This window comes from Roseburia sp. AM51-8, assembly GCF_003478275.1.
GTDB classification, from domain to species: Bacteria; Bacillota; Clostridia; order Lachnospirales; family Lachnospiraceae; genus Pararoseburia; species Pararoseburia lenta.
In genome coordinates this window covers 41491-62179 of sequence record NZ_QUEY01000001.1, presented here as the reverse complement: position 1 = coordinate 62179, position 20689 = coordinate 41491, and the positions used below count along the sequence as shown (strand labels likewise).

The following is a 20689-nucleotide window of genomic DNA, read 5'->3' as shown; positions in this document are numbered from 1 at the left end:
GCTTGTCACATATTGATTATAATAGACCAATTCCACATCAGCAACCTAACAATAGAAATCGTCCACTTGTATGTGAAAAAACGTTTGCTAAACCCAAAACCGATTGGCTCTTTGTGAACCAATCGGGCTATAATTCCAAAAAAGTACACTCATCCTATACTAAGATGAGTGTACCCTTTGCGGTGTTACAAACTAGTTACAGACTAGAGAAGTGATTCATAAAGTTTTGTGATCTCCTCTACGCTTGTCTCTCTTGGGTTACCCGGTCTGCATGCATCATCATATGCTGACTGTGCCAGGAATGGAATATCTTCCCTCTTTACAATATCCTTTAAGTCTGCCGGGATACCAACATCTGCTGACAACTTCTTGACAGCATCAATAGCAGCCTTTCTGTACTCTTCCTGTGTCATATCGTCAACACCTTCTACCCCCATAGCGCGGGCAATCTCACGATACTTTTCGCCAGATACCGGTGCATTATACTCCATACCTGTTGGCAGGATAATAGCATTTGCCACACCATGTGGTGTATCGTAAAGTGCGCCCAAAGGATGCGCCATAGAGTGAACAATACCAAGACCTACATTAGAAAATCCCATACCAGCAACATACTGTCCCAAAGCCATATCTGCTCTGCCTTCCGGTGTGTTCTCAACAGCAGCACGGAGAGATCTTGAGATAATCTCGATTGCCTTTAAGTGGAACATATCGGACAACTCCCATGCGCCTGCTGTAATATATCCCTCGATCGCATGTGTCAGTGCGTCCATACCGGTTGCAGCGGTAAGTCCCTTTGGCATACTTGCCATCATCTCAGGATCTACAAAGGCAACAACCGGAATATCCTTAGGGTCTACACATACCATCTTACGGTTCTTTTCCGCATCTGTGATAACATAGTTGATGGTAACCTCTGCTGCGGTTCCTGCAGTTGTTGGCACTGCAAAAATAGGAACACATTTATTCTTTGTAGGTGCAACGCCTTCAAGACTTACAACATCTGCGAATTCCGGGTTCTTAATGATGATACCGATTGCCTTCGCTGTATCCATGGAAGATCCGCCACCAATTGCAACGATATAATCAGCGCCGGATGCCTTGAATGCTTCCACACCGGTCTTTACATTCTCAACCGTTGGGTTTGGTTTGATGTTTGAGTAGAGTTCATAAGCGATCTTTGCCTCATCCAGTACGTCAAGCACTTTCTTGGTTACACCGAACTTTACCAGATCAGGATCTGAGCATACAAATGCTTTCTGAAATCCCCTTCCCAATGTTTCTGTTGCAATCTCTGCGATTGCTCCTGCACCATGATAAGATGTCTCGTTCAACACAAATCTGTTTGCCATAATAAAAAACCTCCTAATTTTGTTAAAATACCCAATCTTCCGAACTGTCTTTTTCTACATTTTAACGCAATCCTGAGGTTTTACAAGTGAGTTTGATATTTTTTTGACAATAGACAAAAATGGTTTTCTTTTTTGCAAGAGAGGACACTTTTAGGAAAAGTAATCACCGTCTCCTTCTGCCCCTACTTCCTTCAAGGATTTCTTTTTTGGAGGCGTCCTGTCTCATCTGCTCGTATCTCTCTGCTTTCTTTTCTCTTGTAAACATATTCCCAAAACCGTCCTTTCGATTGCTTCTCGGTTTTCCTCTATTAAATCACGTTCACTTTACCATAAATAGCAGGACAAAAACGGACACAATCATGCGTCGATTGTGTCCCAAAAATTCCTATTCTATTCTCTTTCACTCCACAGTCCGGTAGGGCTTGATCTCTGTCATCCCCTTTTTATGTTCTCCTAAGAACTTTTCCAGTGTTGTCATGTGATACCAGCGGTCAAATTTATATCCGCTGTAATGCTGGGTTCCAGCAATGTGATAACCCATTTTCTGATGGAATTTCAGACTATCAAAGGTCAGGTAGTCATCTTCTGTCTCAGGCTCTGCGACCAGCGCGTAACAATTGACCACTCCCTGCTTTTTCAAAGCCGCTTCCAGTGCTTCATACAAAATACGACCCAATCCACCGCGCCTTGTTTCCTGATGGATATAAATAGACACCTCCACATCCCAGGCAAAAGCAGCTCTTTCATGGTAGCGGTGGGCATAGGCATACCCAAGAATCTGACCATTACACTCAGCGACCAGATAGGGATACCACGCTTGAATACTACAGATCCGGTCAGTAAACTCTGCCACTGAAGGGACTTCTGTTTCAAAGGTGATCGCCGTATTCTTCACATAATAAGCATAAATTTCACACAAGGCCTCTGCATCCGAAACCCTAGCCTCTCGCACGCATATTTTCTTTTCATCCATCACATAATCACCTGATTTCCACCGTTGTATCTGGCAAGTTGTAACTTTTGCTCTGCTCTCTCAAACCAATCCTGCATCTCCATGCTATCTTCATAGACAGCCACGCCTCCGGACACCTGCAGTAAGCACTCCTCGGTCATATCCAACACCTGTATCTGCTGGATTTTTTCAAGCAAGTGGTCCAGTTTTTCTCTGCTTTCTGAAACATTTCTTCCGCCGATGGTAAATTCATTGCTATCCCATCTGGCGCAGGTGCAATCCGGCATCCGTCTCTGCATGCAATTTGCAATTTCGATCAGCGCCTGATCTGCCGCCACATGCCCATAGGTCTGACGGATCCACTCGTAATTATCCAGTTCCAATACAGCGATCCAACATTCTGTGGCATTCTCGCCTTTTATTGCTGCCCGGACGACATCCTGCATGCCATAGCGATCCAAAAGCCCGGTCATTGCATCTGTCTGTGCTAACTGACGCAAATTCTTTTCCATAGAATAAGAGTAGCGCGTCATGACATAGGCTAAAATGATCGGAATGACAAAGGCTAAGATCAAAATAGATAATTTTGTGTAAAAGTTTACCCATTCCGGCAAGACATAAACCGCCTTGTGATACCTGTCTATAAATTCAATGCAGATATAACTTATCATATATATTACACTGTAAAGGATCCCGTGCGCACTGCGTCCACGCAATTTCAGCGAGAAATAATCTGTATAGAAAAAGACGATTGGCATGCCAAGCAAAGTGATCTGTAGTCCACAATCCGTCCCCACAAAATAAGCTGCAAAGATCATGTGTACCATGACTTCGATCCCTACAATGCTGATAAACCAATCTATCTTTTCTTTTTGGATGATCCAGAAACTGATAATATAGATCAATACACTCAAAAAATTCAGGTTTCGCATTTCCACGACGTCTAAGGCATGGAAATAGAAAATAAACCATGTATGAATAATGAGCAGGGAAAAACTAAGGATGCGGGCAGACTGCATTGCTACTTTTTTATTAAAAAAACGATCCATACCCGCTCCTTAATGTACCGCTCCGATCAGATCCTGCACATTTTCCACATGCATACGTTTCATATAATCTTCGATGCCATCTGCGATCTCAAGGGTTGCCATCGGGTTATAGAAATTGGCGGTTCCTACCGATACCGCTGTAGCACCTGCTAAGATCATCTCGATCGCATCCTCGGCATTTTCAATACCACCCATACCAATGATCGGAAGTTTCACTGCCTGTGCCACCTGATAGACCATGCGTACCGCGATCGGATGCACTGCCGGTCCGGACATACCGCCTGTCTTATTTGCCAATGCAAAAGTCTGGCGATTGATATCGATCTTCATACCGGTCAGGGTATTGATCAAAGAAAGGACATCTGCACCGCCTGCTTCTGCCGCGCGTGCCATCTCCGTAATGTCTGTTACATTCGGGCTGAGTTTCATAATAACCGGCTGTTTTGCATGCTTTTTCACTTCTTTGGTGATCGCCTCTACCGCCTTTGGATCCTGTCCAAAAGCAATACCGCCTTCTTTGACGTTCGGGCAGGAAATATTGATTTCCAACATATCCACACGCTTTTCCTGCCCCAGACATTCCACAACCTCCAGATAATCTGCCGTAGTCTTTCCACAGACATTAACGATCACCTTGGTATCATAGCCTTCCAAAAAAGGCAGATCTCTCTGGCAGAAAACATCAATGCCCGGATTTTGCAGTCCGATGGCATTGAGCATACCACTGCGCACTTCCGCCACACGTGGTGTCGCATTGCCCGGCCACGGCACATTTGCCACGCCCTTTGTCACGACCGCACCCAGACGGTTCAGATCTACGAACTCACTATATTCGGCTCCGGATCCAAAGGTTCCTGATGCCACCATGACTGGATTTTTTAAGGTTACCCCTGCTAAATTTACCTGTGTATTCATTAGAGTTCCACCTCCTCAGCCAGAAATACCGGACCATCCTTGCAGACCCTTGCATTATGCACATGAGAATGTGCATCTACTTCCTTGGTCTGGCAGACACATCCCAGACATGCACCAATGCCGCAAGCCATCCGCTCTTCCATAGAAATATAGCACTTGATGCCCTTTTCTTCCGCAAACTTCTTAACGGCAGCAAGCATAGGCTTTGGACCGCAGGCATAGATGACATCCCCGGTCACATTCTTTTGCCGTAAGACATCCACGACCGTACCGTGTAGCCCTACCGAGCCATCATCCGTTGCGATCTCCACCTGTCCGTATGATTCAAATTGCTCTTTTAAAAACAACTGATCATCCCGATAGCCCAGAACGATTGTTGAATCCTGTTTTAATTTTTTTGCTAATTCTAACATCGGAGGTACGCCGATACCGCCACCGATTACGATTGGATGCTGACCTTCGAGTGGAAAGCCATTTCCCAAAGGTCCCAGAATCCTGACCTGTTCGTCTGTCTGCAGTTTGGAAAATTCTTTTGTTCCTTTTCCTGCCAGCCGGTAGACCAGACGAATGGCGTTTCTGTCGGTATCAATCTGACAAATGCTGATCGGTCTCGGTAAGAGGCGGCTTCCTTCCCCACAATAAAGGGATACGAACTGTCCCGCTGCCGCTTCCTTTGCAACATTGGTCGCCAGCCACATACTGTAGACACTTTCTGCCAATATGGTCTGTTCTAATACGGTTGCCATTTCCTGAATCTTTGCCATATCATGTACTCCTTGTTAATTTAATGCTGACTTAATATCCGCAATCATGGCTTCAACTGCCATACGACTCGCATCTGCAAAATTCTCTTCCGTAATGCCCTTTGCCTGATACTGTTCCTGCTTATAGGCTGCGATGATACCACGGGAGGAATTGACGATAGCGCCCAGACCATCCTTGTCAAAGAAATGTACCAGATCTGCACCCTTGCCGCCCTGTGCGCCATATCCCGGAACCAGGATATAAGACTTTGGCATCAATTCACGCAATACCTTTCCCATTTCCGGATAGGTGGCTCCTACAACAGCACCGACATAACTATAGTCATCACCCATGCAGTCGCTACCCCATTTATCAACCATCTGTCCGACAAATTCATATAGAGGTCTCTGCTTGCCCTCATCATCCGTGATCACGCGATCCTGAAATTCTCCACTGGACGGATTGGAGGTCTTGACCAATACAAAGATTCCCTTTTTCTCCTCTTTGCAGACTTTGACAAACGGCTCAATGCCATCACTGCCCAAATATGGATTGACAGTCGCAAAGTCCTCATCAAATGGTGTCAGCACCTTACTTCCTACGGCGACTTGACCCAAATGCGCTGTCGCATAGGCTGCGGATGTGGAACCGATATCTCCACGTTTTACATCACCGATCACGACCAGATCCTTTTCGTGGCAGTAGTCTACAGTCTTTTTAAAAACTGCAAGCCCCGGCAGTCCGAACTGCTCGTACATAGCGATCTGTGGCTTTACCGCAGGGATCAGATCATAGGTTGCATCTACGATTGCCTTGTTGTATGCAAAAATGGCATCTGCCACTGCCTCTAAAGACTCACCCTTTTCTGCCACGGCTGCATCCAGCAGGTGCGTTGGCAGATAAGAAAGCATAGGGTCTAAGCCGACCACGATCGGTGCGCCTGTCTTTTTAATTTTTTCATTTAACTTGTTGATCATATCTCTATCCTCACTCTTTTTATTCTTTTCCTATGATACCCCAGTTACTTCTGATAAACAATACGTCCATCCAAAATCGTACCAACCACACGACCGGTCACTTTTCTTCCCTCAAACGGCATATTCTTTCCCTTGCTGGCAAATTCTGCTGCATTGATTTCGTAAGTATCCTTTGGATCAAAGATCGTGATATCTGCAAGGTGTCCTACGCTGATATCTCCCTTGTTAATGCCAAGGATACGCGCCGGTTGGTACTCATTTTCTCTGCCATACCCATCGGGGTCAGGTAACCTGTTTTTACAAGTTCGGTAAAGGTAAGTGCTGCTGCCGTCTCCATACCTACGATGCCAAACGGTGCGCTCTTTAGATCTTTTGCCTTTTCCTCTGCCGTATGCGGTGCATGGTCGGTAGAGATCACTTCCATAATGTCGTCGCGCAGACCTGCCTTTAAGGCGTCCACATCCGCCTTGGTACGCAGTGGCGGGTTCATCTTATAATTGGCATCCCCTTCCACAATATCATCTTCCGTCAGTGTAAAATGATGCGGACATACTTCACCGCTGACCTTGATACCCTTTTTCTTGGCATCACGCACCAGCTCTACCGATTCCTTGGTAGAGCAGTGACAAAGGTGGAGTCTTGCACCGGTCTCCTCCGCCAGCATGATGTCACGGGCTACGATCACGTTCTCTACGGCATTGGAAATACCGGATACGCCAAGTTCCTTTGACTTATTTCCTTGATTGATGACACCGCCCTGCACCAGATTGATGTCCTCGCAATGTGCCAGTACCGGGATGTCTGCCTTTGCTACGATCTTCATGGCTTCCCGGTAAAGTCCCGAATCCATAACGCTCTTGCCGTCCTCGGAGATTGCCGGGATACCGGCTTTTATCATGCCGGATAGGTCTGACAATTCCTTACCCTCCATGCCTTTTGTCACAGAACCCACCTGCAATACATGGGTCAGACCGACCTCTGCTGCCTTATCATGCACATAGTGGATGACTTCCGGGCAATCGGCGACCGGCTTGGTATTTGGCATGGCAACGATCGTGGTATATCCCCCATGTGCTGCTGCCCGCGATCCGGTCTCAATGTCTTCTTTTGCGGTAAGTCCCGGGTCGCGCAGATGCACATGCAGATCTATAAATCCCGGAAAAACATAGCAGCCGCTGGCGTCGATCACCTGATCGTCCGCTCCTGCCGCCAGATCCTTTTGCATCTTTGTCACGCGATCTCCTTCCACATAAAGATCCATGACCTCATCCGTTCCTGTCGGTGGATTTAAAATGTGTCCGTTTTTGATTAAAATTCCCATCTTTCACTCCTGTTCACAGGGACGTTCCTTTTGCCACAAGGATTGCCCCCTTTGGTCTTTTTCAAAAAGAAGGGACGAAAGGTTATGCCTTCGCCCCTCAAATGCTATTGTTGTACCAGTGTCTCATCCACAAACTTTTGAATGTTAGATGCGTTCACATATTTCTTGGTATGTTCTCCGTCTACCACAACAAGCGTCGGTGCCTGCATAACACCATACTGCTGTGTCAGTTCCACATTTTCCTCTGCGTCGATCACAACGTATTCCTGATCCTTTAAGATCTCCTTTGCCATGGCGCAGTTTGGACAAGTCTTTGTGGTAAAGAGATATTTTACACTATGCAAAGGCTGGATCTTGACATCATCTTCCGTGATTGTCACCAAACTCTTTGCCGGCTTTTTCAAAACAGACTTCTTGATGTCATATAACTTTCTGTTCTTGTATTCCTGGGTCTTACCCTCGTTCCAGTTCTGTACCGGACGATAGTAGCCTGTGATACGGGAATATACTTCTGCCTTTGCTCCACAATGCGGGCAGGTAAAATGCTCGCCTGCGATATAACCATGCTCCTTACATACAGAATAGGTCGGAGACAAGGTGTAATACGGCAACTTGTAATTTTCTGCGATAGTGCGAACCAGTTTTGCCGCGGACTCCCATGTGTCTAACTTTTCACCCAGGAATGCATGGAATACGGTTCCTGAAGTGTAAAGGGTCTGCAAGTCATCCTGAATGTCCAATGCGTCAAAAATGTCGGATGTGTATTCTACCGGCAAGTGTGAACTGTTGGTATAGAAAGGTGTATCTCCTTCCTTGCCTGCCGTCTTGATATCCGGGAACTGTGCAACATCATGCTTTGCCAGACGATAAGTCGTAGACTCAGCCGGTGTTGCCTCCAGATTGTAAAGATCACCGTATTCTTCCTGGTAATCAGACAGGCGCTCGCGCATATGGTTGAGGACGTCTTGGTAAACTGCTGTGTCTCTTCATGTGTCAGATCCATGCCAAGCCACTTTGCATTGAGTCCCACTTCGTTCATACCAATCAGACCGATCGTTGAAAAATGGTTGTCAAAGGTTCCCAGATAACGCTTGGTATATGGATAAAGACCTTCATTTAAAAGTTTGGTGATGACACCACGCTTGATCTTTAAGGATCTTGCGGCAATATCCATCATATGATCCAGTCTTGCATAAAAATCTGCCTCGTCCTTTGCCAGATATGCGATACGCGGCATGTTGATCGTAACAACGCCAACAGATCCGGTACTTTCACCTGAGCCAAAGAAACCACCGGATTTCTTGCGGAGTTCTCTCAAGTCCAGACGCAACCTACAGCACATAGAACGCACATCGCTCGGCTCCATGTCACTGTTGATATAATTTGAAAAATATGGTGTGCCGTATTTTGCGGTCATTTCAAAGAGCAGTCTGTTGTTTTCGGTATCAGACCAGTCAAAATCTCTGGTAATAGAATAAGTAGGGATCGGATACTGGAATCCACGACCATTGGCATCGCCCTCGATCATGATCTCAAGAAATGCACGGTTGACCATATCCATTTCCTTCTTGCAGTCCTTGTACTTAAAGTCCATTTCCTTGCCGCCGACGATAGCAGGTAATTCTGCAAGATCTGCCGGAACGGTCCAGTCCAAAGTAATGTTGGAGAATGGTGCCTGTGTTCCCCAACGGCTCGGTGTATTTACTCCGTAAATAAATGCTTCGATACATTTTTTCACTTCGCGGTAGGTCAGATTGTCTACCTTTACGAATGGTGCCAGATAGGTGTCAAAAGAAGAGAAAGCCTGTGCTCCTGCCCATTCGTTCTGCATAATGCCGAGGAAGTTTACCATCTGATTGCAAAGCACGGATAAATGTGCTGCCGGAGCAGATGTGATCTTGCCGGAAATACCGCCCAGGCCTTCCTGAATCAACTGCTTCAAAGACCAGCCTGCACAATAACCGGTCAACATAGACAGATCATGGATGTGGATGTCCGCATTGCGGTGTGCCTCTGCAATCTCCTCATCATAGATCTCGGAAAGCCAGTAATTTGCCGTCACTGCGCCGGAATTGCTTAAGATCAGACCTCCTACAGAATAAGTAACGGTAGAATTTTCCTTTACACGCCAGTCTTCCACCTTTACATAACTATTGATAACGTCCTTGTAGTCTAAGATCGTAGACTTCATATTACGCATCTTTTCACGCTGCTTACGATACAGGATATATGCCTTAGCGACCTCGGTATAACCCGTCTGCTCCAAAACGGTCTCAACACTGTCCTGGATTGCCTCTACCGATACCTTTCCGTCCTTGATCTTATCCTGAAAATGCGCAGATACGCGCAAAGACAATAAACCAATGATATCATCATTATAAGACATCTGTGTCGCATCAAATGCCTTGGCGATCGCATCATTGATCTTCCCCAAGTTGAACTCTGTTACTTGTCCATCCCTTTTCACAACTTCAAACATTTCCTAATCCACCTTTCAAAATCCCTTGGTTCTCCAACTCCATACATGTAAGCGACATGTTTCTCGTTCAAACGCTATTTATGTACAAATTCTATCAAAATATGGTGCATGGGTCAATATCATTTCACTATATATAGTATTTTCGTCATTTTGACGACAAATACAAAAAATCCCCATGAAAAGCCGATTTCATGGGGTATTCTGTCACTTATTCATTTTGCATTTAATAAATCAATGCAAAAATTTTATCTAGTTTGTAGAAAAGTCTGCTCTCTTAAGGCTGCCTGATCCGTCGGATATTTTGCCAGATATTCTGTCATCTTCTCCTTGGCACTGCTAAAATCGCCTGTGTATTCCAGTGCGACGATCTCCCCCTTGAGCAGATCCTGCATCGCGGTATCATCTTCTTTTTTGATGCCTTCCTGATAATACTCCAATGCCTTGTCATAATTGCCCGCCTTGATCTCCATATTACCAAGAAGTGCCAGTGCCTCTGCCGAGGCTTTTCTTCCTTGACATACTCTGCTAAAAGTTTGGATGCGCTGTCGCTGTCCCCGGATGCCTCATAAGTCTCTGCCAGATAGACCTTAGCGTCTGACGCCTTCTTCTCTACTGCCGTCTGCAAATATTCGATCGCCTGCTTATAGTCTCCCTGTTCCAGATAGATCCGTCCTTTGCCCAGATAGTCCTCACCGCTTTTTCCTTCCAGAGCCAGTGCCTCATCCAAGAAATTATCGCCCTCATCTTCCATCCCGGAGGCTTTCAGATTCTGGCTGATCAAAATATATAATTCGTAATTGCTGCCGGCGCGCTTGACCGCTTCTTCATAGTCTTTGATTGCCTTTTCCCTCTCGCCCTCGTTCAGATAAACGCTGCCCCGTAAAAAGCAGGGACGATAATCGGTCTCATCATAATCAACGATCGAGTCATAGACGGCTATGGCTTCCTTTAGATTGCCCTGGGCATACTCTGCTGCCGCCTTATAAAAACAGATATCCACGACATTCGCATCCACTTTTGCACCGGATAACTGCAATGCCGCATCAAAGGATTCTACCGCTGTCTTGTAATCTGCCGACTGCATGGCAGTAATGCCTGCCTCTTTCTTTTCTTCCATCTGCTGTGTCGTCTTGCTGCCACATGCACTCAAAAGCCCCAGACACAAAGTCAGACCAAGGGTTGCCCCCGCCAGACGTTTTATGACATTTTTGCATTCTTTACGCATTTTAAAAAACTTCCTTTTATCTTGCATTTCATCTTTTTTCACTCCATTTATCATACCAAAACTATAGTTTTTTGTATAGAATAGTTCACATTTTATTTGTATTCGCATAGGCTATTAAAAACATATGCAAAGGTTTTCTCATGTCAAAGACCATCATTATAGATCCGGGCCATGGCGGTTTCGACCCCGGTGCCGTCTATGAAAACAGAAAAGAAAAAGCTGACAACTTGAGATTAGCCCTGGCAGTAGGTCAGGAATTACAAAACGCAGGATATCAGATCATCTACACACGCACAGACGATCGTTACGATTCACCTTACGACAAAGCGCAGATCGCAAACTCTGCGGGTGGGGATCTGTTTTTATCCTTCCATCGTAATTTTGCCGAAACTCCAGATCTCTATCAGGGTGTGCAAGCCCTTGTATATGATAAAAATCCTCTGGCGCTCCGCGTTGCCAAAAATGTCAATGAAAACTTGGAGGAGATCGGATTTAAAAATCTGGGCATTGAATCCCGCAAGGAACTCGTTGTGCTCCGCCGCACTTCCATGCCTGCTGTTCTCTTAGAAGTCGGCTTTATCAATTCCAAAGAGGACAACCGACTTTTCGATGAGAATTTTGATGCTATTGCCCGCGCCATTGCAGATGGTGTGATGGCTGCTCTGCCACTGCGGACGACACATGCCCCGACGGCTTCTACAGAGCAGGTTCCCCCTATACCGCAGACCACTTCTGATGCTTCTCAGACGACTTCCGGTAAAACAAACCAAATGAGTGCAGATGCGCAACATGCTCCTGTGGAGGCAGCCTCTGCACCTGTGGAAAAGGCACGATCCATCGCACCGGAAGCCAGTCCGTCCGATCCGGTGGCTGACATGCGCCGGCAGCTTGCCGATGCGTCCTGTGAACCACTGCCTATGCCGGAAGAAAAACCAATGCCTCGTATGTGGTATTATGTGCAGGTTGGTCTTTTCCGCTATCCGGAGAATGCGGTCTACCTGATGGAGCAATTAAAGGGGCAGGGATATTCCGCAGTCTGGAAACGCATCGGCGGACTGATCGCCATCTGGGTCGGCCCTGTCGATAACTTAGACGAAGCCGTTGTCCTGCAGAGAAAACTGCAAAATGACGGCTATGAGACATTGATCGTCACCGATGACTATATCGGGAAGTAATAAAAATGCCAGAACCTGTTTTGATCCGGTTCTGGCATTTCTTTTCTCATTTTATGTTTTCTATACTTCTTCTGCCTTTTCCTCGTCCGACTTTGGCAGTTTGATATGCACTTTGGTGATACGCTTCTTATCCACGCCCTCTACCCGAAGTATCACACCATCCCCGGTCACATAGACTTCTCCCTTTTGTGGGAAATGATCGAAAAGCCCGGTCAGATAACCACCGATAGTATCATAATCTTCTGAGGTAAAGGCAAGGTGCAGTTCATCACACAGATCTTCCAGATTCATAGAACCAAGGACATCATACTCCCTCTCGCTGATCCGGATGAGATCGTCTTCCTCATTTCCGTCAAATTCATCACGGATTTCGCCCACCAATTCTTCCAGGAGGTCTTCTAGGGTCACAAGTCCTGCCACTGCACCGTATTCATCCAGCACGATTGCAAGGCTTAAGCGCTCCTTTCGCATCTCCTCAAACAATTCCGAGGTATTCTTCTGTTCATAGGTAAAATATACTTTTCGCAGATAATCACGGATGGAAAAATCCTCTCCGCGCGGTGCTAGGATCATATCCTTCATATTGATCAGACCGATGATATTGTCCGTGTCTCCCTCATAGACCGGCAGTCGCGTGAACATATCCTCTTTAAAAGTTTCCACTAATTTGTCATAGGACCAGTTCACATTGACCATGGTCATATCAATACGGGGTATCATGATCTCCTTGGCGGTCGCATCCGTAAAATCAAAGATGTTATGGATATACTCTCGTTCTTCTCCCTCAATCTCGCCACTCTCATGGCTGGCATCTACCATGATGCGCAATTCTTCCTCGGTAATGGCTCCCTCATTCTGGTTGGGATCTACGCGAAGCAGACGTAAAAATGCCAAAGATAACTTGTTGATTAAAAAGATCACCGGTGTCAAAATCACCATTAAGCCCCAAATGATCTTTGCATAAGACAAAGATATCTTGGTCGCATTGAGTGTTGCCAGTGTCTTCGGCGAGATCTCACCAAAGATCAGGATCAGCAGGGTCAAAAGTCCTGTTGCTACCCCTGCGCCCACACTGCCCAACAGGCGTATGGCAAGTGTCGTTGCCAGTGATGATGCTGACAGGTTGACTACATTATTGCCGATCAGTATCGCCGACAGCATCTTTGCCGAATCATCTGTTACCTTGAGCACACACTGTGCCCGCTTATCGCCATCTTCTGCCATAGATTTCATTTTGATCTTGTTGACGGTTGTCAGCGCTGTTTCCGCAGAAGAAAAGAACGCAGATAAAAGTAAAAGAACAACCAAGATCACTAACTGAAGTATCGAGACGGTATCCAAAAAACATCACTCCTTTTTCTTTCTTATAATAATATCTCGTTATTTCATTTTATTATATATTTTTTCTTTTAGAAATCAAGCAATACCAAGGATATTCCTCGTATTTTCACTCGGATAAAGACAGTTCATAAGAAAAAACCGGCTCTTCCTCCTCCTGTGCCGTGAAAGTCTGTAAGATTTTCTCTTTACAGGCAGGATCGACATACCAAAGCGACTCCTCCATCAGCCCGCCTGCTTCTTCTGTCTTCTTATTATAATAGGTCTGGTCGATCTTTCGCAGTACAATGGCATTGCCATCCCGATACTGTCCCTGATAAATACCGCTTTCTGTGATGCCCATCTTGACCAGACGCTCTGTCATGTTTCCTGCACCATCCACTGCCTTATAGCGTGCCGTCACATAGCCTTTCTCCCCCAGAGAAAGCAGCGTTTTTTCATCCGGCAGTTCCACATCCAGTACCAGATTTTCCCTATCCTCGGCATCACTTACTCCGGCTGTTCTTAGGACTTCCTGTTTTGTCACCGCACCTGCCTTGACTTGATTTTTTGACCAGTAGCGGTTTTTTGCAGAGATCTCCGGCGGTCTGTCCCAGACACTGTAAAAGGTCAAGGGCTCTAATCTGCCGTCGACATCTACTTTTTCTGTTCCACTTTCCAAAGCCTGCATGCCCCAGGCATTCAAGTCTGCCGGGCTGCCGACAGCAAGCACATCCGCATCCTTATAAATGGCATCCTCCCGCATTGCCCAGCCCATATGGCATAGGTCTTTCTTTCCAATACTTTCTCGGCAAAATTTTCATCCCATACCAGACTTTCTTCTATGCGCGCAAAGGTATTCTCCGGTAAAGAAACCGTCTTTTTACAATCACGGATCCTATAATCTTCCCCGGCAGTCTGACCGTTTCCACATATGAGAACATCCGCTATCACGTCATAGTTCGCATAAAAACAATAGTCCTTTGTGCATGCTTCTGCGGAAAACACCTTATCCTGTCCGATCTGCCAGAATTCCTCTGTCGTTTTGGCAGTCTGCCTCCACCCGGTCTGCTCCAGAGAAGTAAAGACTCTTCCATCATAAAAGACCGCTAAGGCAGGTGCACTTATGGTCTGCGCCTCTTTCCAGTACAGGGGCTTTTGCTCCGGCAGGGAAAATGTTACATGGGGATTGTCCAGATTTCCCTCAAAAGCAATCGTATATGTCTCAGATACAATGACCTGTCCGACAGACGCATTAGATCCTGTGCCCGCCCGAAGGATGGCAGACCGGTATTTCCCCTGCCCCGCATTCCAAGTCTTTGTATGCGTATTGGTCAGAGTAAATTTTTCTTTCATCCGGTCTGCCGTATTCTGGGTCTTATCATAATCGCAGGAAAGGACAAGCCTCCCCGGCTCCGGGCATTCTTCTTCCAACGTCAGGGAGATCTTTGAAAGATTTTGGGATAGCGCACCGGACAGTCTTAGGCTCCTGTCTTTTGCCAGCCATATCCCCTTGCCGCAGATGGCGGTTTCCCCGGATAGATGATATTCTCCTTTTTGCAAAACATCATACGAGTTGTTTCTCTCCATCCTGCCATCTTTTTGCGCGCAGTATGCCCCTTCTACATTGTCGATCCCCGTCCCATTATCATAGATGGCACAGGCGGTCACAGAGAGATTTCCGCTGTTGCAGATGGCAGTCGTATTATTGTGCAGACTGCTTTTTTCTATCTCTCCGGTCGGACGATTGAAAAAGCCATGTATCAGCCCATGTGTATTGCCATAGATCTCGCAGGCATCCAAAAGATAGGTGGACCATGGCTCATTTGCCGTAGCCAGAATGCCGGACTGGCTGTTTTTGATCTGACACTGGCGGATCTCAATGCGATTGGCAGCATTAAGCCACAGCCCGCAATTTGCCCCCTGCATACTGCATCCTTTGGCACTGCCGCTCGCCTGCCCCATATAGGCAATGCCCGCACCGCCATAGAGCCATTTACTGCCGTCATAGCGTGGTGCTTGCGCCGAACAGTCTGTCAGATACATTCCGCCATCCGTGACCATAAATCCCCAGGATGAGTCATAAGCCACGCAGTTATTGCAGATCAGCGTTGCTCCCCTGCCATCCGTATTCCTTGCAAAAAATGCTGCACCATCACAGTTATATGCCCGACAGTTGTTAAAGACGCCGACTGCCGGGAAGCCCGAGCCATTTTCCGATACGATATTAAACCCGGTGCCGCCGCCCAGATGGTCTACCCCGATATAGCCATAATTCCAGTTATTGCAGATAGTCGTATCACTGCCATACCATGATGCATTGATACAATCCACGGCAGAAGAACCACCCTCCGCTGCTGCACCATTATTTCTGTGGTTGTTTCCATTGAGTGTCAGATTGCCCTCTGTGATCAGGTTGCACCATTCTGCACCGTGATCATGGGTCCCGGCTGTGACAGATAATTGACCATCTGATGTCCGTTGCCGTTGATGGTAAAACAGGCACCGTCTGTGATCAGCCAGCGTTCTGTTATAGGAATATCCTCCAAGAGGACAAATTTTTTCGCCCCATTTAACCATGCGCCCACGACAAAATCCGTCCAGGAAGAACACATCCAATAGTCGTAGAACCAGCCACCGCCATAACTTGTGACCGACATGCTCTGTTCCGGCATACTTATCCCGTCTTGCAACTCCGCGCCTGTGCCTTCCTCTACTGTCGCGGCTTGCGAATCTATGTCCGCGCGCGATTTCTCGTTTTCTGCGGTTTGCATCGCTTCTTCCGTGTATGCCACCTCGCTTTCTGTGTCTTCCATCTCTAGGTCATATCCTATCTGTCGGTCGTCTGCTTCTGCCACCATTCCTTCCATGTTTGTCTTAGACATCGCCCCTTCTTCCCGATCGAAAGCCAACTTTTCTGTATCCTGGTGCTCCACCAATTCCACCTCTGTGCTCTCTGCCCGAACCGGCAATACATTTCCACCGCCAGATATGACCGTAAGCACCAGCAAAAACATAGCACAAATCCTTTTCCCCTGTTTTCGTTTTTCCTGTTTTTCTCGCAATCTTCTTCTCATGGTTCCTCCCCATTTTTCTATGATCTCATTTACTCAAAACACGCATAATAGGTCTGTGTTTCCTTTACCTGCGCAGGAAATGCTTCCCCGCTCCACTGATCTGCCTGTCTTGACCAGCCTAAAAACTTTCGCCCCTCGACCGCCGGGGTCTGCGGTAAGATAAAGTCTGCTCCATCCTCTACCCGGTATGCCTGCCACAGTCTGTCATCCACATAAAAACGCACCTCATGATCTTCTTTTTCCATCTTCTGATCCCACAGGGCAGTTTTATCACTTGACAGGTTCCCTCTGTTCCATTGGGATGCCGGTAGGTCTCGGTCACCCCCACGGACAGCAGACCATTTTTGCTATCCACGCCGTAGATCTCCACCTTACACTCCCCTTTGATTCCAAGCCCCTGCATTTTCTCTTTTAAGATCCGGCAAAAAGCATCCGCCCATGCCTCGTCATCCTTTATACTTTCTGCCTGCATCCATTGTTCCTGCATGGTCTGATCCAAAGCCAGACTGACCGCCTCCTCCAAGGTCTTTTCATGGTCTGTCCTTCCTTCGACGGTCAGAAACATGAGCACGGAAAGAAACAAGATCGCCGCAGAAACGATACCATACACGATATATTTCATCCTTGTTCTCCTTCTTCCACACGCAGATAGATCCAACCATTCTGACTTGCCCCCTGCGCATCCCAAAGCATGACTTTTGCCCGATAGATGCCGCTACGCTCAAAGCAATAGTTTTCTTCTCCCGCCGCATCTTCCTGCGCTTTTACCACTTCCCTGCTGTCGGTATCCTCGATCCAAAGGATGGAAAAAGACGCCTCCTCTCCCCTGGCATCCCTTGCTAAGATCATATCCTTTGCCTGATAGAACTTCCCGACCAAAAGTGTCTGCGTGGTTGCTGTCGGGACCGGATCTTCTTTTGCCCTTCGGATGGCTTGATCGGAAGTTGTCATCCCATATGTCTCCTGTCCCATCTTCTCTTTCATCTGCTTTCCCAGTGTCCGAGGCAGCCCCTTTTCTCCTGCAAAAGACAGGAAAAAGAATAAGGTCAGCAAAGCCCCTGCTACCACCATGGCAAGCATAGTCCTACCATAGTTTCTTATAATTTCTGTCATATTCTCCCCTTATCCAAACATCTGCTCTAATGCCAGCGCCAACCCCATGCCAAAAGGACTTTTTATCTCTTGCCAGAACAAGATCCCCAACATGACGGTCGTAACGACCGCTAGCAACATTTCCCCATAAGTATCCATAATCTCTTTCATCCCACTTCTCCTCTCCTTACATACAAAATGCCTGTATTGCCAAAAGAAAGACGCCACAAATACTGCCGCCGATGACACTGTAAAAAAACGCCATCCCATAATCCCGCATAATTTCCTGCATATATTTCCCCCTTTACCATAAATCCACCGCAATCCTTCTGGTATTTTCCAGATCAAAAAAGGAAATCCCATAGTCATAGGTCAGCGTCATACTTCCATAGGCTGCCTGCTTACTTCCCCCCGGTCGATAAACTTCTACACTAAGGTCATAGTCCATTTCTCTTGCATCTGCCTGACAGGCTTCGATCACATCCTCTGCAAAATGTGCTGCCTCGATCCTTTCGGCACTGGCAGTCAGAAAGGCATTTGCATTTCGCGCTGATACCGATGTCGCCGTAATGCCGATTCCCGTAACCGTCAAAAGCATGAGACAGAAAACCCCGATAAATGATTTTATAATGACTTCCATAAACTTTCCCCTTTCCTACATCTGCAAGATACTGCTTGCCATCATGACATAAAAGAGCATGACCATATCCACTAACATCTTGGCTCCCCCGGTCAACTGCGGTGCTAAAAATAAGGCGTAGAGCCCACCTAAGGCATCCTCGTTTTTCATCTTCTGTGCCTGATCGAAAAGCAGTTGATTTCTACGGATAATATCACTGATCTGGCTGGACGCATTGCCCCCGGTGCCCTCCGACAAAGAATAAAGCATCTTCATGGAGGACTGTACTTCCGGCAGGGCATAGGTCTGCAAAAATGCCAGATAGGGCTCCATGTCTGTCGGTTTCTGCTGCAGATCCTGTATCAGTTGGCGCAGTTCCGGCTTTAAGAGCAGGGGTGCTTCCTCATAGGATTCCATGATCGCCACCTGCACATTTTCACTCTGCAGGAGCAAAGACACTTCTAAGAGCCACTGCGGAAAGACCTTTTGCAGGGCACGGGTCACCTTTCTTTTTGCAATGCCATAGCCCAATTCTCTTTTGCCTGCCGCATCACACCGCTTTACTTTTTCATACTGGCGGAGTAAGTCTTTCTCATCGCAGGTCTTTTCCATACTGCCACTTGCCAGTTTCTTATCCGCCACATAAAAGATCCACAGATCGATCAAAAGCGTGGCAAGGGTTGTGACCTTAACCAGGGCATAATCGGAGATTGTCATAGAAATGCCGTTTGCCACATAGACAAAGGCAGAACACAAAAGCAAAGATACGACGACCGAGACCAAGATCTGCGTCCGCTTTCTCTTTTTCTCCTTTAAAAGTTCATATTCCCGGTCTGCCCACATGCGCCTGGCATCCAGCATCAGTAAGATAGCATCCCCATATTCTCCCCCATTTTGTTCTACCTGCAAGGCAAAACGGTGCATGGTTGCCATCTGCTGCAGGGGATATTCCTGCTCGATACGCGACAGCGCCTTCGCCTCCACCTGATTTTCCCCATAGGTCTTTTCAATATAGGTGATCGCATCCCTGATACAGGTATGCATCCTGCCCTTTGCCAAAAGTTTTTCTACATCCTTTAAGGTCACCAGCACCTTGCCCGATTTTTGAAAAGAGTACAAAAACTGCTCCATATAGGTGTTTGCTTCCACAAACTGCAACTGCCCATAGCGGTTGCGATAGAGATTGCGCAGAAAAAAGGGAAACAGAAAGGCACACCAGCCACACAAAAGGACAAGATAGATCCCATCCAGATGAAAATACCGCCCCAGCAAAAGGGCAAATGCCACCACAACACCATACATCCCCAGACTTTTCTTCCAGGAAAAAACATAGCCATATTGATACAATTCATCCCATAGCAACTTTCGCTTCATAATACGTTCCCTTCCTCTCTCCCCATGCATCGGAAATCACTTTTCCATCTTCTACCACGATCTGCACCTGATTTTTTCCATCTTCTCTGGAAAAAAAGCAGACCTGATCGATATATCTGCTGATCTGATAACGCTCCATGCTATCTTCCCAGCCGCGCCTGCGCACCAGAATTCCAACATCAATAAAGGAATAAATATCATTTTCCATGCGTCCGGCATCCCGCTCATTTCCCGCCATATTTAACATACGATCCGGTATCTTTCTCACATCCGACGTGTGCAGAGTCGTCATGCCGTGTACCCCCGTACTCAGACACTCCATCAGATAGACCACTTCCTTAGACCTAGTCTCCGAGAGCATGATCCACTTAGGATTCAGGCGCAGACAGGTCTTAATCGCCTGCGTGTAGTCCATCTGCCGGTTGATCCGCAGTTCCAGACAATCATGGTCTGGATGCATACTGGGATAATGCCATTCCGTCGTATCCTCGATCGTGATCACACGCTCATCCTCCGGGATATAACCGGATAAAAATTTACAGAGTTCCGTTTTGCCCGCTCCCGGTTCGCCTACCACTACAATATTTTTATGGTCTGCCACACAGGACAAAAGCAGGTCTAAAACCTCCTCTTTGCAATAGCCTTCTGCGATCATCTGTCTGGCATGCAGCCGCACATAGGGCAGGGACTTGCGGATGCAGATGCTGCGCCCGGTCAGACACACAGACTCATGCACAATGGTAATGCGCAGACTTGCCGTCTCTGCCTCCAAGACCGGATTTTGCCGGTTGAATGCCTTGCTCACACCATTTGCCACGCGCCCGGTAAACTGGTCCACGAAATCCTGACTTAAGATCAGATCTTTGCATACATGACGACAATTATCGCTGTCCGTGATCCAGACCTCTCTGCCGTTGTAATCCACATCCGTCACATCATCATCGATAATATAGGGATAAAGCGGTCCGAAAAAATCACCACTTTTACCCAATGCGATCATCCGTTCACTCATGTCGTCCCC

General features: G+C 46.9%; 19 protein-coding genes and 3 pseudogenes. 1 reads left to right on the top strand and 21 read right to left on the bottom strand.

Features of this window, described 5'->3' with window-relative positions; all coding sequences use genetic code 11:
* Window positions 1-203: 203 nt before the first annotated feature.
* The 10 genes and pseudogenes from fucO to DW996_RS00335 form a co-directional block, all read right to left on the bottom strand.
* Window positions 204-1352, bottom strand: coding sequence for a lactaldehyde reductase (gene fucO, locus DW996_RS00375; RefSeq protein WP_118280765.1), 1149 nt, complete (start codon window positions 1350-1352; stop codon window positions 204-206).
* Window positions 1353-1752: 400 nt separating this feature from the next.
* A complete protein-coding gene (locus DW996_RS00370; protein ID WP_118534528.1) occupies window positions 1753-2325 on the bottom strand; it encodes a GNAT family N-acetyltransferase in 573 nt (190 codons plus the stop codon).
* The gene (locus DW996_RS00365) at window positions 2325-3353 is read right to left on the bottom strand and encodes a GGDEF domain-containing protein (RefSeq protein WP_118534527.1); all 1029 of its coding nucleotides are present in this window, start codon (window positions 3351-3353) and stop codon (window positions 2325-2327) included. Before DW996_RS00365 ends, DW996_RS00370 begins: the two co-directional genes overlap by 1 nt.
* A gap of 9 nt (window positions 3354-3362) precedes the next feature.
* Window positions 3363-4268: a dihydroorotate dehydrogenase gene (locus tag DW996_RS00360; RefSeq protein ID WP_118280762.1), complete on the bottom strand. Its 906-nt coding sequence runs from the start codon at window positions 4266-4268 to the stop codon at window positions 3363-3365.
* A complete protein-coding gene (locus DW996_RS00355; protein WP_118534526.1) occupies window positions 4268-5032 on the bottom strand; it encodes a dihydroorotate dehydrogenase electron transfer subunit in 765 nt (254 codons plus the stop codon). The genes DW996_RS00360 and DW996_RS00355 overlap by 1 nt, the downstream gene beginning before the upstream one ends.
* A gap of 15 nt (window positions 5033-5047) precedes the next feature.
* On the bottom strand, window positions 5048-5989 hold the full coding sequence (gene pyrF, locus DW996_RS00350) for an orotidine-5'-phosphate decarboxylase (RefSeq protein WP_118534525.1): 942 nt from the start codon (window positions 5987-5989) through the stop codon (window positions 5048-5050).
* A 44-nt stretch (window positions 5990-6033) separates the two neighbouring features.
* Window positions 6034-7310, bottom strand: a pseudogene (locus DW996_RS00345) (dihydroorotase).
* A 104-nt stretch (window positions 7311-7414) separates the two neighbouring features.
* A pseudogene (locus DW996_RS00340) lies at window positions 7415-9789 on the bottom strand (ribonucleoside triphosphate reductase).
* 245 nt (window positions 9790-10034) lie between these two features.
* The gene (locus DW996_RS14980; protein WP_158575121.1) at window positions 10035-10259 is read right to left on the bottom strand and encodes a hypothetical protein; all 225 of its coding nucleotides are present in this window, start codon (window positions 10257-10259) and stop codon (window positions 10035-10037) included.
* 29 nt (window positions 10260-10288) lie between these two features.
* Window positions 10289-10906 (bottom strand): annotated as a pseudogene (locus DW996_RS00335) (tetratricopeptide repeat protein); the annotation flags it as partial.
* A 248-nt stretch (window positions 10907-11154) separates the two neighbouring features.
* Here DW996_RS00335 and DW996_RS00330 point away from each other — a divergent pair.
* Window positions 11155-12189: an N-acetylmuramoyl-L-alanine amidase gene (locus DW996_RS00330; protein ID WP_118534523.1), complete on the top strand. Its 1035-nt coding sequence runs from the start codon at window positions 11155-11157 to the stop codon at window positions 12187-12189.
* A 60-nt stretch (window positions 12190-12249) separates the two neighbouring features.
* On the opposite strand, the gene DW996_RS00325 is transcribed toward DW996_RS00330, so the two are convergent.
* The 11 genes from DW996_RS00325 to DW996_RS00280 form a co-directional block, all read right to left on the bottom strand.
* On the bottom strand, window positions 12250-13530 hold the full coding sequence (locus DW996_RS00325) for an HlyC/CorC family transporter (protein ID WP_118534522.1): 1281 nt from the start codon (window positions 13528-13530) through the stop codon (window positions 12250-12252).
* 106 nt (window positions 13531-13636) lie between these two features.
* Window positions 13637-14284 carry a hypothetical protein gene (locus DW996_RS00320; RefSeq protein ID WP_147403500.1) on the bottom strand — a complete coding sequence of 216 codons (648 nt, stop codon included), beginning with the start codon at window positions 14282-14284 and terminating at the stop codon, window positions 13637-13639.
* On the bottom strand, window positions 14209-15840 hold the full coding sequence (locus DW996_RS00315; protein ID WP_118534520.1) for a hypothetical protein: 1632 nt from the start codon (window positions 15838-15840) through the stop codon (window positions 14209-14211). The genes DW996_RS00320 and DW996_RS00315 overlap by 76 nt, the downstream gene beginning before the upstream one ends.
* Before the next feature lie 77 nt (window positions 15841-15917).
* Complete coding sequence (locus DW996_RS00310) at window positions 15918-16583, bottom strand: hypothetical protein (RefSeq protein ID WP_118534519.1); 666 nt, start codon at window positions 16581-16583, stop codon at window positions 15918-15920.
* 29 nt (window positions 16584-16612) lie between these two features.
* Complete coding sequence (locus tag DW996_RS00305; protein WP_118534518.1) at window positions 16613-16795, bottom strand: hypothetical protein; 183 nt, start codon at window positions 16793-16795, stop codon at window positions 16613-16615.
* Window positions 16762-17205: a hypothetical protein gene (locus DW996_RS00300; RefSeq protein ID WP_118534517.1), complete on the bottom strand. Its 444-nt coding sequence runs from the start codon at window positions 17203-17205 to the stop codon at window positions 16762-16764. The genes DW996_RS00305 and DW996_RS00300 overlap by 34 nt, the downstream gene beginning before the upstream one ends.
* Entirely contained in the window at window positions 17202-17696 is a 495-nt protein-coding gene (locus DW996_RS00295) for a hypothetical protein (RefSeq protein ID WP_118534516.1), read from the bottom strand. Before DW996_RS00295 ends, DW996_RS00300 begins: the two co-directional genes overlap by 4 nt.
* A 9-nt stretch (window positions 17697-17705) precedes the next feature.
* Window positions 17706-17846: a hypothetical protein gene (locus tag DW996_RS12930; protein ID WP_158573012.1), complete on the bottom strand. Its 141-nt coding sequence runs from the start codon at window positions 17844-17846 to the stop codon at window positions 17706-17708.
* Between the two features lie 133 nt (window positions 17847-17979).
* Window positions 17980-18315 (bottom strand): hypothetical protein, encoded by a 336-nt coding sequence (locus DW996_RS00290; protein ID WP_118534515.1) that lies wholly within the window; start codon window positions 18313-18315, stop codon window positions 17980-17982.
* A 15-nt stretch (window positions 18316-18330) separates the two neighbouring features.
* A complete protein-coding gene (locus DW996_RS00285) occupies window positions 18331-19668 on the bottom strand; it encodes a hypothetical protein (protein ID WP_118534514.1) in 1338 nt (445 codons plus the stop codon).
* The gene (locus tag DW996_RS00280; RefSeq protein ID WP_158575117.1) at window positions 19643-20680 is read right to left on the bottom strand and encodes an ATPase, T2SS/T4P/T4SS family; all 1038 of its coding nucleotides are present in this window, start codon (window positions 20678-20680) and stop codon (window positions 19643-19645) included. Before DW996_RS00280 ends, DW996_RS00285 begins: the two co-directional genes overlap by 26 nt.
* Window positions 20681-20689: the final 9 nt, after the last annotated feature.

Coding starts and splice junctions, on each gene's coding strand:
- fucO (WP_118280765.1), bottom strand. CDS start 1,352: ATGGCAAACAGATTTGTGTTGAACGAGACATCTTATCATGGTGCAGGA.
- DW996_RS00370 (WP_118534528.1), bottom strand. CDS start 2,325: ATGGATGAAAAGAAAATATGCGTGCGAGAGGCTAGGGTTTCGGATGCA.
- DW996_RS00365 (WP_118534527.1), bottom strand. CDS start 3,353: ATGGATCGTTTTTTTAATAAAAAAGTAGCAATGCAGTCTGCCCGCATC.
- DW996_RS00360 (WP_118280762.1), bottom strand. CDS start 4,268: ATGAATACACAGGTAAATTTAGCAGGGGTAACCTTAAAAAATCCAGTC.
- DW996_RS00355 (WP_118534526.1), bottom strand. CDS start 5,032: ATGGCAAAGATTCAGGAAATGGCAACCGTATTAGAACAGACCATATTG.
- pyrF (WP_118534525.1), bottom strand. CDS start 5,989: ATGATCAACAAGTTAAATGAAAAAATTAAAAAGACAGGCGCACCGATC.
- DW996_RS14980 (WP_158575121.1), bottom strand. CDS start 10,259: ATGGAGATCAAGGCGGGCAATTATGACAAGGCATTGGAGTATTATCAG.
- DW996_RS00330 (WP_118534523.1), top strand. CDS start 11,155: ATGTCAAAGACCATCATTATAGATCCGGGCCATGGCGGTTTCGACCCC.
- DW996_RS00320 (WP_147403500.1), bottom strand. CDS start 14,284: ATGGGCTGGGCAATGCGGGAGGATGCCATTTATAAGGATGCGGATGTG.
- DW996_RS00310 (WP_118534519.1), bottom strand. CDS start 16,583: ATGAGAAGAAGATTGCGAGAAAAACAGGAAAAACGAAAACAGGGGAAA.
- DW996_RS00300 (WP_118534517.1), bottom strand. CDS start 17,205: ATGAAATATATCGTGTATGGTATCGTTTCTGCGGCGATCTTGTTTCTT.
- DW996_RS00295 (WP_118534516.1), bottom strand. CDS start 17,696: ATGACAGAAATTATAAGAAACTATGGTAGGACTATGCTTGCCATGGTG.
- DW996_RS12930 (WP_158573012.1), bottom strand. CDS start 17,846: ATGAAAGAGATTATGGATACTTATGGGGAAATGTTGCTAGCGGTCGTT.
- DW996_RS00290 (WP_118534515.1), bottom strand. CDS start 18,315: ATGGAAGTCATTATAAAATCATTTATCGGGGTTTTCTGTCTCATGCTT.
- DW996_RS00285 (WP_118534514.1), bottom strand. CDS start 19,668: ATGAAGCGAAAGTTGCTATGGGATGAATTGTATCAATATGGCTATGTT.
- DW996_RS00280 (WP_158575117.1), bottom strand. CDS start 20,680: ATGAGTGAACGGATGATCGCATTGGGTAAAAGTGGTGATTTTTTCGGA.